General features: G+C 72.3%; 11 protein-coding genes. 1 reads left to right on the top strand and 10 read right to left on the bottom strand.

Features of this window, described 5'->3' with window-relative positions:
• The first annotated feature begins 101 nt into the window (after nt 1-101).
• Complete coding sequence (locus tag ACZ4VW_RS20380; protein WP_467964348.1) at nt 102-1,370, top strand: DUF2254 domain-containing protein; 1,269 nt, start codon at nt 102-104, stop codon at nt 1,368-1,370.
• 171 nt (nt 1,371-1,541) lie between these two features.
• Here ACZ4VW_RS20380 and ACZ4VW_RS20375 read toward each other — a convergent pair whose 3' ends face one another.
• The 10 genes from ACZ4VW_RS20375 to ACZ4VW_RS20330 all read right to left on the bottom strand — a co-directional run bounded on the left by ACZ4VW_RS20375 (nt 1,542) and on the right by ACZ4VW_RS20330 (nt 14,884).
• Nucleotides 1,542-2,615: a sugar phosphate isomerase/epimerase family protein gene (locus ACZ4VW_RS20375; RefSeq protein WP_467964243.1), complete on the bottom strand. Its 1,074-nt coding sequence runs from the start codon at nt 2,613-2,615 to the stop codon at nt 1,542-1,544.
• 49 nt (nt 2,616-2,664) lie between these two features.
• Complete coding sequence (locus ACZ4VW_RS20370; RefSeq protein WP_467964241.1) at nt 2,665-4,062, bottom strand: nucleotide pyrophosphatase/phosphodiesterase family protein; 1,398 nt, start codon at nt 4,060-4,062, stop codon at nt 2,665-2,667.
• Nucleotides 4,059-5,228 carry a metabolite traffic protein EboE gene (gene eboE / locus ACZ4VW_RS20365; protein ID WP_467964239.1) on the bottom strand — a complete coding sequence of 390 codons (1,170 nt, stop codon included), beginning with the start codon at nt 5,226-5,228 and terminating at the stop codon, nt 4,059-4,061. Before eboE ends, ACZ4VW_RS20370 begins: the two co-directional genes overlap by 4 nt.
• Nucleotides 5,229-5,241: 13 nt before the next feature.
• On the bottom strand, nt 5,242-6,090 hold the full coding sequence (locus tag ACZ4VW_RS20360) for a TatD family hydrolase (protein ID WP_467964237.1): 849 nt from the start codon (nt 6,088-6,090) through the stop codon (nt 5,242-5,244).
• Nucleotides 6,090-6,647 (bottom strand): EboA domain-containing protein, encoded by a 558-nt coding sequence (locus tag ACZ4VW_RS20355; RefSeq protein WP_467964235.1) that lies wholly within the window; start codon nt 6,645-6,647, stop codon nt 6,090-6,092. The genes ACZ4VW_RS20360 and ACZ4VW_RS20355 overlap by 1 nt, the downstream gene beginning before the upstream one ends.
• Entirely contained in the window at nt 6,641-7,531 is an 891-nt protein-coding gene (locus tag ACZ4VW_RS20350) for a sugar phosphate isomerase/epimerase family protein (protein ID WP_467964233.1), read from the bottom strand. Before ACZ4VW_RS20350 ends, ACZ4VW_RS20355 begins: the two co-directional genes overlap by 7 nt.
• On the bottom strand, nt 7,528-8,541 hold the full coding sequence (locus tag ACZ4VW_RS20345) for an SCO3242 family prenyltransferase (protein WP_467964231.1): 1,014 nt from the start codon (nt 8,539-8,541) through the stop codon (nt 7,528-7,530). Before ACZ4VW_RS20345 ends, ACZ4VW_RS20350 begins: the two co-directional genes overlap by 4 nt.
• Nucleotides 8,538-9,623, bottom strand: coding sequence for an inositol-3-phosphate synthase (locus tag ACZ4VW_RS20340; protein WP_467964346.1), 1,086 nt, complete (start codon nt 9,621-9,623; stop codon nt 8,538-8,540). Before ACZ4VW_RS20340 ends, ACZ4VW_RS20345 begins: the two co-directional genes overlap by 4 nt.
• 278 nt (nt 9,624-9,901) lie before the next feature.
• A complete protein-coding gene (locus tag ACZ4VW_RS20335) occupies nt 9,902-13,594 on the bottom strand; it encodes a ThuA domain-containing protein (protein ID WP_467964229.1) in 3,693 nt (1,230 codons plus the stop codon).
• A gap of 279 nt (nt 13,595-13,873) precedes the next feature.
• The gene (locus ACZ4VW_RS20330; RefSeq protein WP_467964227.1) at nt 13,874-14,884 is read right to left on the bottom strand and encodes a sugar phosphate isomerase/epimerase family protein; all 1,011 of its coding nucleotides are present in this window, start codon (nt 14,882-14,884) and stop codon (nt 13,874-13,876) included.
• Nucleotides 14,885-14,886: the final 2 nt, after the last annotated feature.

The following is a 14,886-nucleotide window of genomic DNA, read 5'->3' as shown; positions in this document are numbered from 1 at the left end:
AAGAGTGGAGAGCGACGGCCCCTAGCCTGCGCTGGGTGAGCTACCTCTCCAAGAACCGCAGGCTCTCCGAGTACGGCGGGGCGACGTACCGCAGGCCCCGCATGCTGTCGCCGCTGCGCGAGCATCTCCGGGACACCTTCTGGTTCGCCCCGATCGTGTCGATGGCCATGGTGCTCGCGCTCTGGATGGGTGCGACGGCGCTGGACGAGGCGATCATCGGATGGCTCCGCGAGGAGGAGGCGTACGCGGAGATCTCCGACCTCATCGGGATCGCCGACGACGCCAAGACGATCGTGACGACGATCGCCTCGGCGATGATGACCTTCATCGGTGTCGTGTTCTCCATCTCGCTGGTCGCGGTGCAGATGGCGAGCGGCCAGTTCAGTCCGCGGGTCGTGCGGATCTTCATCAGGAGCCGGATCACCAAGGCGACCTTCTCCGTCTTCCTGTCGACCTTCCTGCTGTCGCTGCTCGTGCTGACCTCGTACGAGAGCGAGGCCGACGCCCAGTCGGTGACGAACGTGCCGCTGGTGCAGTCGTTGCTGACGTTGCTCATGGTGGGGCTGAGCCTGCTGCTCTTCGTGGCGTACGTGAATACGACGCTGCGGCTGATGCGCGTGGGACACGTGGTGGAGCGGATCACCGCCGAATCGGTGTCCGTGCTGGCGAAGCAGCCTCTGCACGGGGACGTGGTCGGTGAGCTCGGCGAACCCAGCGCGTTCCTCGTGCACCGGGGGCGCGCCGGGGTGCTGCGTGACGTGAACGTGGCGTGGTTGGTACAGGGCGCGCGACGGCACGGGGTCGTGCTGCGGCTCCTTCCCCGGATCGGGGACTTCGTGGTGCCCGGGACCCGCATCCTGGCCGTCCACGGGGGGCAGGTGCCGCGGCGACTGGCCTCGGCGGTCTCGGTCGGGGTGGAGCGGACCTTCCACCAGGATCTCGGCTTCGGTATGCGGCAGCTCTCCGACATCGCCCTGCGGGCCCTCTCCGCCGCGATCAACGATCCGACGACGGCCGTGCAGTGCCTGGACCGGATCGTCCAGCTCCTCGCGGAGCTCGCGAACCGACCGCTGGGCGCCGTACATCACCGGGACCGTACGGGCGCGGTCCGGCTGGTGCAGCGGGGACCCGGCTGGACCGATCTGGTGGATCTGGGGTTCACCGAGGTCAGGGGCTGCGTGGCGGACAGCCCGCAGGTGTCCCGGCGGATGCTCGCCGGGATCGACGACCTGCTGCACCTGGCCCCGGAGGAGCGCAGGGAGCCACTGCTGCGACACCGGGCGCTGCTGGTGCAGCGGATCGAGCGCGCGGTGCCGGAGGCGGCCGACCGGGCCTTCGCCCTGGAGCCGGACCGCCAGGGGATCGGCTGAACGGAGGGCCGGAGGGTCGGCAGGTCTCCACCGACGAAGGCCCCGCGCCGGAAGCCGCCGGAGCGGCCGGAGAGCTGACGGCCGCGGGAGAGCTGACGGCCGCGGGCCCGCCGGGTGGAGGCGGACCCGCGGCCGATCAGCCGGGACGCGTGAGCGCGGTGGCCGGCCCGGTCAGCAGTCCTTTTCGCGCAGGGAGTGGAGGTGCGCGCTGGACTTGCGGGCGAAGTCGAAGGAGGCGACCGGGTTGTCGCGTTCGGCCTGCCAGTGGTGGGAGCGGTATCCGTGCTGGGTGCGGTTCACCGCCGAGATGAAGCGCTGGTAGTCGATGTCTCCGTCCCCGACGTCCGCCATGCGGTAGCCGTCGCGGACGGATTCGTCGCGTTCGCCGTCCTTGACGTGGAAGAGCGGGAAGCGGTGGGGCTGGGCGAGGACGTAGTCCAGCGGGTCGAAGGGGGCGGGGGTGCCGTCGGCGCGGCGGGAGAAGCGGAACTGGGCGACGTACGCCCAGTAGATGTCCATCTCGAGGTGGACGAGCTCGGGGTCCGTCTCGGCGAGCAGGACGTCGTAGAGGCGGACGTCCGGGCGGTCGGTGGCGAAGGAGAACTCCTCGGCGTGGTTGTGCTGGTAGAACTTCATGCCGCGCTTCTTCGCCTCGGCGCCGTAGTGGTTGAACTCCTCGGCGCAGCGCTTCCAGCCGTCGACGGTGGCGCCGTAGCGCCAGGGTCCGGAGGCGGTGCCGATGTGCGGGAGGCCGAGGGCCTGGGCGTCGTCGAGGACGCGGTCGAGGTTCTGGGCGAAGGTGTACGCGGCGGGGTCGGAGGAGTAGTAGCCGACGTGGCTGCCGATGCCGCGCAGGCCGTGGTCGTGGGTGAGTCTCTTCAGCTGGGCGAGGGTGATGGGGCCGGCGGAGCCCTGGCCGTAGCCGGCGAACTCGACCTCGTCGTAGCCGTACTTCTTCAGCTCGGCGAAGACGGTGGCGAAGCCGAGCGTGGCCACCTTGTCGCGCAGGGAGTAGAGCTGGATGCCGAGGCGGCCGGGAGGCAGGACGGGACGGCCCGGGCCCCGGCCACGGTCGGCCGCCTCGGTGCCGGTTCCGGCTTCCGCCGCCGCGGCGGTGGGGGCGGTGGCGCCGAGGAGGGCCGCGGCGGTGGCGCCGGCGGCGACGCCGAGCATGTTGCGTCTGCTGAGCTTGTGGGCGAGCTCGGGGTCGGCGGAGGTGCTGTGGATACGGCGGTTGCGGCTCATCTGTGGACAACTCCTCGTTGTCGGTCGGGTCTGCTTCACTGGACTTCGGTCAGTGAAGACCGGCCAGGTGGAGCAAGAGGGACTTCACATCGGTGGCCGCGACGCGGCCGCTTACAGCGCGGGGGGTGGAGCACAGAATGAGCGGACTTTCGTCGTCGCTCGTGGGGAGGCGGCCATGGCTGCCGCGAATAGGTGAGGGGTCGAGGGGGACCACCGCGAGCCGGTAGCGCATGCCGAGCTTCTTGCGGGCGATCGCCTTGGCGGCCTTGATCCGTACGTACGGGTCGAGCGGGTCCATGAACAGCTCGGCGGGGTCGTAGCCGGGTTTGCGGTGGATCTCGACGAGCTGGGCGAAGTCCGGCGCGTTCGCGTCGTCGAGCCAGTAGTAGTACGTGAACCAGGCGTCGGGCTCGGCGAGGGCGACGAGTTCCCCGGAACGGGGGTGGTCGAGGCCGTGCTCCTTCTTGCCCTCGTCGTCGAGGAGCCGCTCGATGCCGGGGAGTCCGGCGAGGGTCTCCCGGACGAGGTCCAGGTCTTCGGGGCGCCGGACGTAGACATGAGCGAGTTGGTGGTCGGCGACCGCGAAGGCGCGCGAGGTCATCGGGTCCAGGTACTCCATGCCGTCCTGGGTGTGCACCTCCAGCAGGCCCTCCCGGCGCAGGGCCCGATTGATGTCGACGGGTCGGTTCACGCGGGTGATGCCGTACTCGGAGAGGGCGACGACCGTCCGTCCTTCGGCACGAGCCTCGTCGAGGAGGGGGGCGAGGGCGGTGTCGAGTTCGGCCGCGGCCCGGAAGGCCCGTGGGTCGTCGGGGCCGTAGCGCTGGAGGTCGTAGTCGAGGTGCGGAACGTAGCAGAGGGCCAGGTCGGGGCGGCGGGTGCGGAGGATGTGGCGGGTGGCGTCGATGATCCACCGGCTGGAGACGAGGTCGGCGCCCGGGCCCCAGAAGTGGAAGAGGGGGAAGGTGCCGAGTTCTTCGGTGAGTTCGTCGTGGAGGGCCGGGGGCCGGGTGTAGCAGTCGGGTTCCTTGCGGCCGTCGGCGTAGTAGACGGGACGGGGGGTGATGGTGATGTCGGTGTCCGCGCCCATGGCGTACCACCAGCAGATGTTGGCGACGGTGTAACCAGGGTGGGCGCGGCGGGCGGCGTCCCAGAGTTTGTCGCCGGACACGAGGCCGTTGTGCTGGCGCCAGAGGAGGATGTCGCCGAGCTCGCGGAAGTACCAGCCGTTGGCGACGATGCCGTGCTCGGCGGGGAGGGTGCCGGTGAGGAAGGTGGACTGGGCGGTGCAGGTGACCGCCGGCAGGACGGTGGAGAGCGTGGCGTGCGAGCCGGCCCGGCCGAGGGCCCGGAGGCGGGGCATGTACTCCAGGAGGCGGGGGGTGAGACCGACGACGTCGAGGACCAGAAGGGGGGTGGGTGCGGTGTCGCTCCGGGGGCTGGTCATGGGAGTTCCTTGAGGCCGAGGTCGGTCAGGAGGTCGCGGGCCAGGGTGAGTTCGGCGGCGATGCCGTCGGCGAGGCGGGCGCGGGTGCGGGGGCGCTGCGCGGCCGGGAGGGCCTGCCAGGTGTAGGTCTCGACCTCCAGATGGTGGGTGCGCGGGCGGGGGCCGCCGACGAGCAGCGCGAGGGCCGTCCGCAGGACGGGAAGGGTGGAGGTGAGCGGGGGCTCCGGTGGGGCGTGGAGGGGGACGTGGAAGTGCGCGCGCCAGGGGGCGCCGTCGGGGAGGGAGCGGCCGGCGAGGGCTTCGGGCAGGTCGTCGGTGCCGCGCAGCCCCGCTGCGGTCCGGGTGCGGGTCTGGTGGAGGAAGCGGGGTTCGGCGAACTCGGCCAGCGCGGCACGGACCTCGGGCAGGTGGGGGCGCTCGGCGTGCAGGGCGGCCGAGAGCTGGGACTTGACGACGGGGATGCCGGCGGAGGCGAGGGTGTCCAGGGCGGTGTGCGGATCTTCGAAGGAGGTGGCGAGGTGGCAGGTGTCGAGGCAGACGCCGATGCGGGGGCTTGAGAGGGCGGTGAGCGGGGTGATCGCGTCCGTGGTGGTCTCGACGGTGCAGCCGGGTTCCGGTTCCAGTCCGATGCGCACGGACTTGCCGGTGAGTTCCTCCAGGGCGTCGAGGCGTCCGGCGAGGGTGGTCAGGGCGGTGCGGGCGGTGTCGGCCGCTCGGGAGTCGAAGGGGGTGCGCCAGGCGATCGGCAGGGTGGAGACGGAGCCGTCGGTGATGTCGTCCGGGAGGAGGGCGGCGAGGAGGCGGGCCAGGTCGGTGGTGTGGGCGAGACGTTCGGGGCGGGTCCAGTCCGGCTGGTAGACGCGGTACTTGACCTCTTCGGCGCCGAAGCCCTCGTACGGGAACCCGTTGAGGGTGACGACCTCGAGGCCACGGCGGTCGATCTCGGCGCGCAGTGCGCGCAGGGAGGCCGGATCGGTGATCAGGGAGCGGGCGGCGTCCCTCGCGAGCCAGAGGCCGATGCCGAGACGGTCGCGGCCGAGGCGCCGGCGGACGGGTTCGCAGTGGTCGCGGAGCTGGGCGAGGACACCGTCGAGGGTTTCGGCGGGGTGGACGTTGGTGCAGTAGGCGAGGTGGACGGTGGAGCCGTCGGGGTGGCGGAAGCGCATCGGCGGGCCCGCCTCATTCCCCGCCGCGGAGGATGGAGTTGCCCTGGTGGGTCAGGGCCGGTGAGGGGAGGTCGAGTCGGAGGCGGCCGCTGAGGCCGTAGAAGGCGACGGGGTTGCGCCACAGCACCTGGTCGACGTCGGCGGCGGAGAATCCGGCGGCGAGCATGGCGTCGCCGACCTTGCGGGTCTTGAGCGGATCGCTCTTGCCCCAGTCGGCGGCCGAGTTCACCAGTACACGCTCTGTGCCGTGGTCCTTGAGGACGGCGACCATGCGGTCCTCGTCCATCTTCGTGTCGGGGTAGATGGAGAAGCCGAGCCAGGCTCCGCTGTCCGCGGCCTCCTTGACGGTGGTCTCGTTGAGGTGGTCGAGCAGGACGCGTTCGGGGGCGAGCGCGGACTCGCGGACGACGTCGAGGGTGCGGCGCAGGCCGGCGAGCTTGTCGCGGTGCGGGGTGTGGACGAGGGCGGGCAGGCCGTGGTCGGCGGCGAGCTGGAGCTGGGCGGCGAGGGCGGTGTCCTCGGCCGGGGTCATGGAGTCGTAGCCGATCTCGCCGACGGCGACGACGTTGTCCTTGACGAGGTAGCGGGGCAGGGCGTCGAGAACGGGGGCGCAGCGCGGGTCGTTGGCCTCTTTGGGGTTGAGGGCCAGGGTGCAGTGGTGGGCGATGCCGTACTGGGCGGCTCGGAAGGGCTCCCAGCCGAGGAGGGAGTCGAAGTAGTCGAAGAAGGAGGCGGGTGAGGTGCGCGGCTGACCCAGCCAGAAGGAGGGCTCGACCAGCGCCCGGACACCGGCGTCGTACATCGCCCGGTAGTCGTCGGTGGTGCGCGAGGACATGTGGATGTGGGGGTCGAAGATGCGCATCAGGAGTCCTCCGTGGGGGTGGCGGCGAGGGCGAGGACGCGGTGGAGGTCGGCGGGGACGGGGCGGCCGGCGGCGGTGCGCTCGGCGGCGTAGTCGCCGAGCATGCGGGCGAGTTCCGCGTCGCCCCGGGCGCGGTGGTCCAGGCCGGACACGACGTCGAGGGGGACATCGGTGAAGAGGCACTTGAGGACGGCGTGACGCCAGGTGTGCGGGGCGAGGTGGGAGGCGGCGTAGGGGCCGAGGGCGGCGGAGAGAAGGGTGGTGTCGTGGGTGCGCAGCGCGTCCTCGACCAGGGGCAGGGCCTCCGGCCCGGTGACGAGTGAGGGGAGGGAGAGGAGGATGGCGCGGCGCTCGGCGGCGGAGCCGTGGTGGTAGAGGCGGGTGAGGACGGCCGTGTCGGCGCGGGCCGCCTCGAGGAGCAGGACGCGGGCGGAGTCGGCGTGCTCGGGGCCGCAGTGCCGGCCCGCGGACGCGAAGCGCAGTTCCCAGAGGGCGGTGTGGGCCGCGGCGGCGGTGAGGGCTTCGTCGAGCCAGGCGCGGGCGGTGTCGGTCAGCATGCCGGGGCCTCCCGTGGGGTCGGCTGGTCGCGGAGGAACGCGAGGGAGGAGCGGGCGAGTTCGGGGCCGGCGTGGGAGTGGCGGGGCAGTTCGACGACGGTCAGGCCCGGGTAGCCGGTGGCGGTGAGTTCGGCGAGGGCCGCGAGGACGGGCGGGAAGTCGATCTCCCCGTCGCCGAAGGGGAGGTGCTCGTGGACGCCGCGGCGCATGTCCTCGATCTGGATGTGGTGCAGCCACGGGGCGGCGGCGCGGAGGCAGTCGGCCGGCGGCGTGGGCTCCAGGCACTGGCAGTGGCCGATGTCGAGGGTGAGGCCGAGAAGGCGGGGGTCCGGATCGCCCAGGAGGCCCCGCAGGGTGTGGAAGTCGTCGAGGGTGGCGAGGAGGTGGCCGGGTTCGGGTTCGACGGCGAGCGGGATGCCGGTGGAGCCGGCGGCGTCGAGGACGGGGGTGAGGGATGCGGTGAGGCGCTTCCAGGCGGTCGGCTCGGGGGTCGCCGCGGGGGTGATGCCGCTGAAGCAGTGGACGGCGTGGGCGCCGAGGTCGGCGGCCACGTCGAGAGCGCGGAGGAGGAGGCGGGTGCGGGCGGCCCGGGCGTCGGGATCCGGGTCGAGGAGGGAGGGGCCGTGCTTGCGGCGCGGGTCGAGGACATAGCGGGCGCCGGTCTCGACGGTGACCCCGAGGCCGAGCGATCCGAGGCGCCGGGCCAGTCGGGCGGCGCGGGCGGGGAGGTCGGGAGCGAGGGGGTCGAGGTGCATGTGGTCGAGGGTGAGCCCGACGCCGTCGTAGCCGAGGTCGGCCAGGAGGGCGAGCGCGTCGTCGAGGCGGAGGTCGGTGAGGCCGTTGGTGCCGTAGCCGAGGCGGAGGGCGGCGGGTCGGGGCGTCATGTGGGGCTCACCTTCCGGGCGAGGGCGCGGGCGAGCGGGGCGAGGCAGAGGGTCGCCAGAGCGGTGCCGGGGGCGCCTGCCCGGGCGGAGAGGGCGGCCTGGAGGGGGATCACGGCGCGGATGCCGGCGCCGACGGAGCGTTGGACGAGGGGAGGTGAGGGGTTGAGCGCCGCGTGGAGGTAGGGGACGGCCGGGGTGCGGGCGTAGAGGGCGGCCAGCGCCGCGGTGACGACGGGGCCTGCCGCGGGCGTGAGGGGGCGGGCGCCGCGGAGGGGGCGGGCGCCGCCGCGGAGGGACGGGGCGGCCTGGGGCGGGCCGGTCGGGCCGTCCGCCTCGGGTGGACTGACGGGGCGGGACGCTTCGGCGGCCAGGGCGAGGGTGGTGGCGAGGGCCAGCAGGGGAGTCCGGGTCGAGCCGCCCTGGGTCTCATGACGGGAGACCGAGGTGACCGCGTAGGTGTGCGCGCCGAGGAGCGCCGCCGACCGGAGCGCCGTCGTGGGCCGGCGGCCGCCTCGGCTCGCGGCGGGATGGTGTGTCCCGGTGGCGCGGGCCGGGGAGGCCGTGGTCGCGACGGCGCCGAGGAGGAGGTCGAGGGCGCGGGCCGCCGCCATGGCCGCGGGGCCTGCCGGGGTGTGCTTGAGGCGGAGGTCGTAGGCCCAGACGGTCGCGGCGAGCGCGGTGGCGACGGTGAACGCCGGGCGGCCCGCGCGGGCGGCCAGGCCGAGGCCGGTGGCCGTCAGGGCGGCCGAGGCGGTCAGGGCGGCGCGCGGGGTGATGCGGCCCGAGGGGATCGGGCGGTGGGGGCGGTCGATGGCGTCCTCGGCGCGGTCGGCCCAGTCGTTGAGCGCCATGCCCGCCTCGTAGAGGCAGAGGGAGGCGCCGATCGCCAGCAGGGTGGATCGGTTCGGTCTCAGGCCGGAGGCCGCGGCGCCCGCCATGGCGTCTCCGGGCACGGTGCACAGGGCGGAGACCCGCAGCAGCTCCGCCCAGGAGGCGAGGCGCCCCGTCACCGCCCCTCACCCTCCCCCAGCCGGGCCGCGAACGCGAGCAGCCGCGCGTACTGTTCGGCGAGCGCCGCCGGGGCCTCGCCCTCCGGGTCCTTGAAGTAGAAGGCCAGGTCCTCCAACGGGCCCGCGAAGCCCTTCTCGTGGGCGCGGGCCGTCAGGCGGGCCAGGTCGAGCACCAGCGGGGCGGCGAGGGCCGAGTCGCAGCCCTGCCAGGTGGTCTGGAGGGTCATGCGGGAGCCGAGGAAGCCGTCGAAGGCGATGTGGTCCCAGGCCGTCTTCCACTCCCCCAGCGCCGGCACGTCGTCGATGTGGACCTCGCCTTCCGGGGCCCGGCCGAGGACGTCCGCGAGCACCCGCTCCTTGCCGGCGTTCTTCGCCGCCGCCGCGGCCGGGTCGGCGAGGGCGGCTCCGTCGCCGCCGCCGAGGAGGTTGACGCCGGACCAGGCCCGTACGGTCAGGGCGCGCTGCAGGAACATCGGGGCCAGGACGGAGCGCAGGAGTGTCTGGCCGGTCTTGCCGTCGCGGCCGGCGTGGGGCTGGCCGCTCGCCGCGACGGTGCCGGTGAGGGCGGGGTGACGCAGCCCGGTGGAGGGGGTGAAGTTGACGTAGGGGCAGCCCGCGCGGAGGGCGGCGGCCGCGTAGAGGGAGCTCGGCGGGAGCCCGGCGCCCCCCGGCGCCGGCTCCGTCGAGGCCACATTCACAACGATGACTCGTTTCAATGCCAGCCGCTGCCGGAAGTCTGTCATGTCAGCGGCAAACTCGGTGACCAGTTCCCGCTCGTCGCGGTTGTCGCCCGGCAGGGGGCCGCCGGGGCGGACCTCCCCGTCCGCGGCGCGCAGTTCGGCCGCGACGGCGGCGGCGAGGCCGTGCGGGAGGACACCCGCTGCGGTGAGTTCCTCGGCCCGCTTGGGCAGCGGACACGCAGCCGTGTCGTGTCCGCCGAAGACGAGGGCAGAAAGGGGTGGCAGCCCGGCGGCCGCGAAGGGAGCGGTCTCGGTCACCATGCCGGTCGGGAGGTGCAGGCCCGCCGTGGCCGCTGCGCAGCCGGCGATCGCCGTGGTGGCGACGGAGCCTCTGGCCCCGATGAGCCAGACACCCGTGCGCCCTCCGGCCTCGGGACGACCGCCGGCTCCCGTGCGCGCCGCCGCCTCCGCACGTGTACCGGCCTCGGGACGACCGCCGGCTCCCGTGCGCGCCGCCGCCTCCGCACGTGTACCGGCCTCCGTACGCGTCCCGGCTTCCGTGCGCGCTGCGGCTCCCGTGTGCGTTCCTCTGGTCACGACCCTGCCTCCCTGAACGGTGGTGGAGACGGCGGGCGGGGGGTACGGCGCCTCCCCGCCCGCCGCCGGCTGTGCGGGGAGCTCTACGGGGTGAGCTCCTTGAGCTGGATGTTGCGGAAGGAGACCTGGTCCTCGGCCCCGTGGTTCTGGATGCCGATGTGGCCGTCCTTCAGGCTCCGTACGGGATCGGTGTTGGTGAAGTCGTTGATCTTCACTCCGTTGAGGAACACCTGGAGCCGTTCGCCCCGGACGCGGATCTCGTAGCTGTTCCACTGGCCCGGAGGCCGCAGCACCGTGTCGCGCGCCGTGAGGTCGGCCGACTTGAAGCCGTAGACCGCTCCGGTGGTCCGGTCGGGGGCGTCGGTGGCGTCGATCTGGATCTCGTAGCCCTTGTTCACGGCGGACCAGGGGTCGTCGGAGGCGGGGAAGCCCACGAAGATCCCGGAGTTGTCGTCACCGGCCGTCCTCCAGTCGAGCTTGAGGGAGTAGGAGGAGAACTCCTTGGCCTGGTACCAGAGCATTCCCATGCCGCCGACCGAGCGCAGCTCGCCGTCGACGACGTCGAAGCCGCCCGGTCCCGCCTGCTTCCAGCCCTCGCGGGTCTCTCCGTTGAAGAGGTCGCGGTAGCCGGTCTGCGGCCGGCAGTCGGCCGAGACCTGGCCGGTGGCGTAGCGCAGTCCGCCGAGGAGGTGCTGCCGGAAGGCCGGCTCGGCGTAGGACTCCTTGGTGTGACCGCCACCGGTGTAGAAGGAGCGCCCGCCGCCGTAGGACTTGCACCAGGCGATGGGGTGGTCACCGTTCATGGTGCCGCCCTGGTAGGTGGTCTCGTCGAGGGTGGCGAGGATCCGGGCCTGACCTCGGGGGTTGGTGCGGTAGTTGTACCACTCGTCCGTGCGCTGCCAGGGGCCGTCGATGTGGGCGGTGGCCGGGTGGTCGTGGTCCTCGACCCGGACGGTCGCGGGCTGGATCTGCGGGTGGGAGTGGAAGTGGGCGCCGACGAGTCCGCCGTAGAACTCCCAGTCGTACTCGGTGTCGGCCGCGGCGTGGACGCCCATGTAGCCGCCGCCGGTGGAGACGTAGTTCTCGAAGGCGGTCTGCTGGGCCGCGTCGAGGACGTCGCCGGTGGTCGAGAGGAAGACGACGGCGTCGTAGCGGGCGAGGTTGTTGGTGGTGAACTGGCGTGGTTCCTCGGTGGCGTCGACGGTGATGTCGCTGCCGGCGCCGAGTTCCTTCAGCGCGGTGATGCCGGAGGCGATGGAGTCGTGCCGGAAGCCGGCGGTGCGGGAGAAGACGAGGACCCGTTTGGCGGTCCGGTCCACGGGTGTGTTGGAGATCGTGAAGTCGTCCAGGTCGTAGAGCGCGCCGGCGCCGCCCTTGAAGACCAGGAAGAGTTCGGTGGTCCTGCGGGGGACGTTGCGCAGGGGTACGTCGATGTCCTGGAAGGTCTCCCAGCCGCCGGTGACGGGAACGGGCGCGGAGCCGTGGAGGGTGCCGGTGGGCGATCCGGTGCGGACTTCGAGGAAGCCGCCGGCGCCGCCGGAGGAGACGCGGGCGGTGAGCTTGGTGGATCCGCTCAGGTTGTAGGGCTTGAGGGAGATCCAGTCGCCGTCGTCGATGTCGCCGACGGTCCGGCCGCCGTTCGCCGGGGCCTTGTCGATCACGCTGACGCCGTTCTGCGCGTCGAAGTGCTCCGCCTGGCGGTGGCGCGGCTGGAGTTTGGCCTGGTCGTGGGTGGTGAGGGCGGCCTGGCCGCCGCCTCCGCCGTCGGTGTACTCGGCGTCGAAGACGGCGAAGATGTTGGCGTCGTCGTCGTGGCCGCCGTCGGCGGAGGTCTTGATGGTGCCGGTGCAGCCGTTCGCTGAGGTGACGGGGTGGCCGTGACTGTCGTGGCCGAGGATGTAGGTGACCTTGACCTTGGCGCAGTCGATCGCGCCGTCCTCCGGGTCGGTGACCGTCACCTTGAAGGGGATCTCGTCGCCGAAGGTGAAGAGGGCCCCCTCGGCGGGCAGGTCGAGGGTGACCTTGGGCGCGGTGTTGCCGACGACGACGTGCACGGAGGCGGAGCCGGTGCGGCCGCTGCCGTCCTTCGCGGTCACGGTCGCCGTGTAGGTGCCGTTCTTGCGGTAGGTGTACGTGGGGTTGGCCGCGGTGGAGGTGCCGCCGTCGCCGAAGTCCCAGTTGTAGGTGAGGGCGTCGCCGTCCGCGTCGGTCGTTCCGGCGGAGGAGAAGGCGACCTTCAGGGGGGCGACGCCGGAGGTCTTGGAGGCGCTCGCCTCGGCGACCGGGGAGCGTCCGCCGGTGGCGTTCTCGATGCGGTAGAGGCCGGAGTTGTGGTCGCCGCCGAACCAGGCGGTGCCGTAGTCGAGGACGTACAGCGCGCCGTCGGGGCCGAAGGCCATGTCCATCACCTGGGTGCCGGTCCACGGCATGGGGTTGATGGACTGGACGGTGCCGTCGGCGCCGTGCTCGATGCGCTTGATCCAGCGGCGGCCGAACTCGCCGGCGAAGAAGTCTCCGTCGTACGACTCCGGGAACTTCACCGGTGAGGTGGAGGCGGCGTCGTAGCGGTAGACGGGACCGCCCATGGGGGACTCGGAGCCGCTGCCGAACTCGGGTACGGAACCGCCGTTGTACGGGATCCAGGCGGGTTCGGCGGGCGGAAGGTCGACGAGTCCGGTGTTGTACGGCGAGTCGTTCTTCAGGGCGCCGCAGTCGAAGGCCGCTCCCGAGACCTTGGTGGCGAAGTCGTAGTCGACGTACGGCTCGTTGTTCCCGGTGCAGAACGGCCAGCCGAAGTTGCCCGGCTTGGTGACGCGGGCGAACTCGACCTGACCGGCGGGTCCGCGCGCGGGATCGGCGGCGCCGGCGTCGGGCCCGTAGTCGCCGACGTACAGCACGCCGGTGGCCTTGTCGACGTTGAAGCGGAAGGGGTTGCGGAAGCCCATCGCGTAGATCTCGGGGCGGGTCCGGTCCGTCCCGGGCGGGAAGAGGTTGCCGGCGGGGACGGTGTACGAGCCGTCGTCGGCGACCTTGATACGGAGGATCTTTCCGCGCAGGTCGTTGGTGTTGCCGGAGGTGCGGCGGGCGTCGAAGGCCGGGTTGCGGCCGGGGCGTTCGTCGATCGGGGTGTAGCCGTCGGAGGCGAAGGGGTTGGAGTCGTCGCCGGTCGACAGGTAGAGGTTGCCCTGGGCGTCGAAGTCGATGTCACCGCCGACGTGGCAGCAGATGCCGCGGGTGGCGGGGATGTCGATGACCTTCTTCTCGCTGGCGTTGTCGAGGGTGCCGTCGTCCTTCAGCGTGAAGCGGGAGAGGCGGTTGACGCCGTCGTACCGGGCGAAGTCGGCGGCGGTGCCGTCGTTGGGGGCGTCGCCGGCCGGGGTGTCGAGCGGCGGGGCGTAGTAGAGGTAGATGGCCTTGTTCCGGGCGAAGTCCGGGTCGAGCCCGATGCCCTGGAGGCCCTCCTCGTCGTGCGAGTAGACGGGGATGCTGCCGATGACCCGGGTGTTGCCCGCGGCGTCGGTGCGGCGCAGTTCGCCGTTGCGCGAGGTGTGCAGGACGCTACGGTCGGGGAGTACGGCGAGCGACATCGGCTCACCGACCTCTTCGCCGCCCTTGGCGAGGGTGACCTGCTGGAACTCCTCGGCGGCGGCCGTGGCGGCGGAGTCCGCGTCGGCGGCGAGTCCCTGCGGGGCACCGAGTGCGAAAGAGGTGACGGCGAGCAGGCCGCCGGTGAGCAGGGCGAGTGACTTCCTGAATCGGAGTCGTTGTCTGTGCACGGATGTCCTCCGGAGTAGGGCCGGGGTGTGCGGATGTCCGGGGACCGGCGTGCGCCGTCACGCCGGCCGGAACCGAGAGTTACGTCATGTACACATCAGGCTCACTGGGACCGTAGCGGGGTTCGTCCGCGCCGGAAAGCCCTTGTGCGTCGCAGCTGTCGAACTTTTCACCGACTGAGGACAAAGCCGCTCGCGGGCAGGGCTGGCCGGCCCGGTGGCCTGTTCGCCACCGGGCATCGCCCCGCGCACCGGGTCGTCGGGCGAGCGGATCGCCGTGGGTTACGGCTGCCGATCGCCCCCGAAGGCGGCGTCGAAGGAAGCCGTCGGCGGGTCGAAGTCGAACCGCTTCAGGTGGGCGAGGGCTTCCGGAGCGCCGGTCAGCCGGTCCATCCCCGCGTCCTCCCACTCCACCGAGACGGGCCCGTCGTAGCCGATCGAGCGGAGCATCCGGAAGACGTCCTCCCAGGGCACATCACCGTGGCCGGCCGAGACGAAGTCCCAGCCGCGCCGCGGATCGCCCCACGGAAGGTGCGAACCCAGCCGCCCGTTGCGGCCGTCGAGGCGCTTGCGGGCCTCCTTGCAGTCGACGTGGTAGATCCGGTCGCGGAAGTCCCACAGGAAGCCGACCGGGTCCAGGTCCTGCCAGACGAAGTGGCTCGGATCGAAGTTGAGCCCGAAGGCCGGCCGGTGGTCCACCGCCTCCAGGGCGCGCTGGGTGGTCCAGTAGTCGTACGCGATCTCGCTCGGATGAACCTCGTGGGCGAAGCGCACGCCCTCGGCGTCGAAGACGTCCAGGATCGGGTTCCAGCGCTCCGCGAAGTCCTCGAATCCGCGCTCGACCATGCGCTCCGGCACCGGCGGGAACATGGCCACCAGGTGCCAGATCGACGAGCCGGTGAAGCCGATGACGGTGTCGACGCCGAGGGCGGCGGCGGCCCGCGCGGTGTCGGCCAGCTCGCGCGCCGCCCGCTGCCGTACGCCTTCCGGCTCGCCGTCCCCCCAGATCCGGGCCGGCACGATCGCCTGATGGCGTTCGTCGATCGGATGGTCGCAGACGGCCTGGCCCACCAGATGGTTGGAGACGGCCCAGCACTTCAGGCCGTACTTCTCCAGGAGCGCGCGCCGGCCGTCGACGTACGACGGATCGGCGAGGGCCTTGTCGACCTCGAAGTGATCGCCCCAGCAGGCGAGTTCGAGACCGTCGTAACCGAAGTCGCGGGCGAGCCGGCAGACCTCCTCCAACGGAAGGTCGGCCCACTGGCCGGTGAAGAGGGTGAAGGGACGGGACACGG

The organism is Streptomyces sp. NPDC029139 (assembly GCF_055564335.1).
This window is presented reverse-complemented; position numbering and strand designations above follow the sequence as displayed.

Excerpts from the sequence above, each read along its gene's own strand:
- ACZ4VW_RS20380 (WP_467964348.1), top strand. The coding sequence starts at position 102 with ATGCTGTCGCCGCTGCGCGAGCATCTCCGGGACACCTTCTGGTTCGCC.
- ACZ4VW_RS20375 (WP_467964243.1), bottom strand. The coding sequence starts at position 2,615 with ATGAGCCGCAACCGCCGTATCCACAGCACCTCCGCCGACCCCGAGCTC.
- ACZ4VW_RS20370 (WP_467964241.1), bottom strand. The coding sequence starts at position 4,062 with ATGACCAGCCCCCGGAGCGACACCGCACCCACCCCCCTTCTGGTCCTC.
- eboE (WP_467964239.1), bottom strand. The coding sequence starts at position 5,228 with ATGCGCTTCCGCCACCCCGACGGCTCCACCGTCCACCTCGCCTACTGC.
- ACZ4VW_RS20360 (WP_467964237.1), bottom strand. The coding sequence starts at position 6,090 with ATGCGCATCTTCGACCCCCACATCCACATGTCCTCGCGCACCACCGAC.
- ACZ4VW_RS20355 (WP_467964235.1), bottom strand. The coding sequence starts at position 6,647 with ATGCTGACCGACACCGCCCGCGCCTGGCTCGACGAAGCCCTCACCGCC.
- ACZ4VW_RS20350 (WP_467964233.1), bottom strand. The coding sequence starts at position 7,531 with ATGACGCCCCGACCCGCCGCCCTCCGCCTCGGCTACGGCACCAACGGC.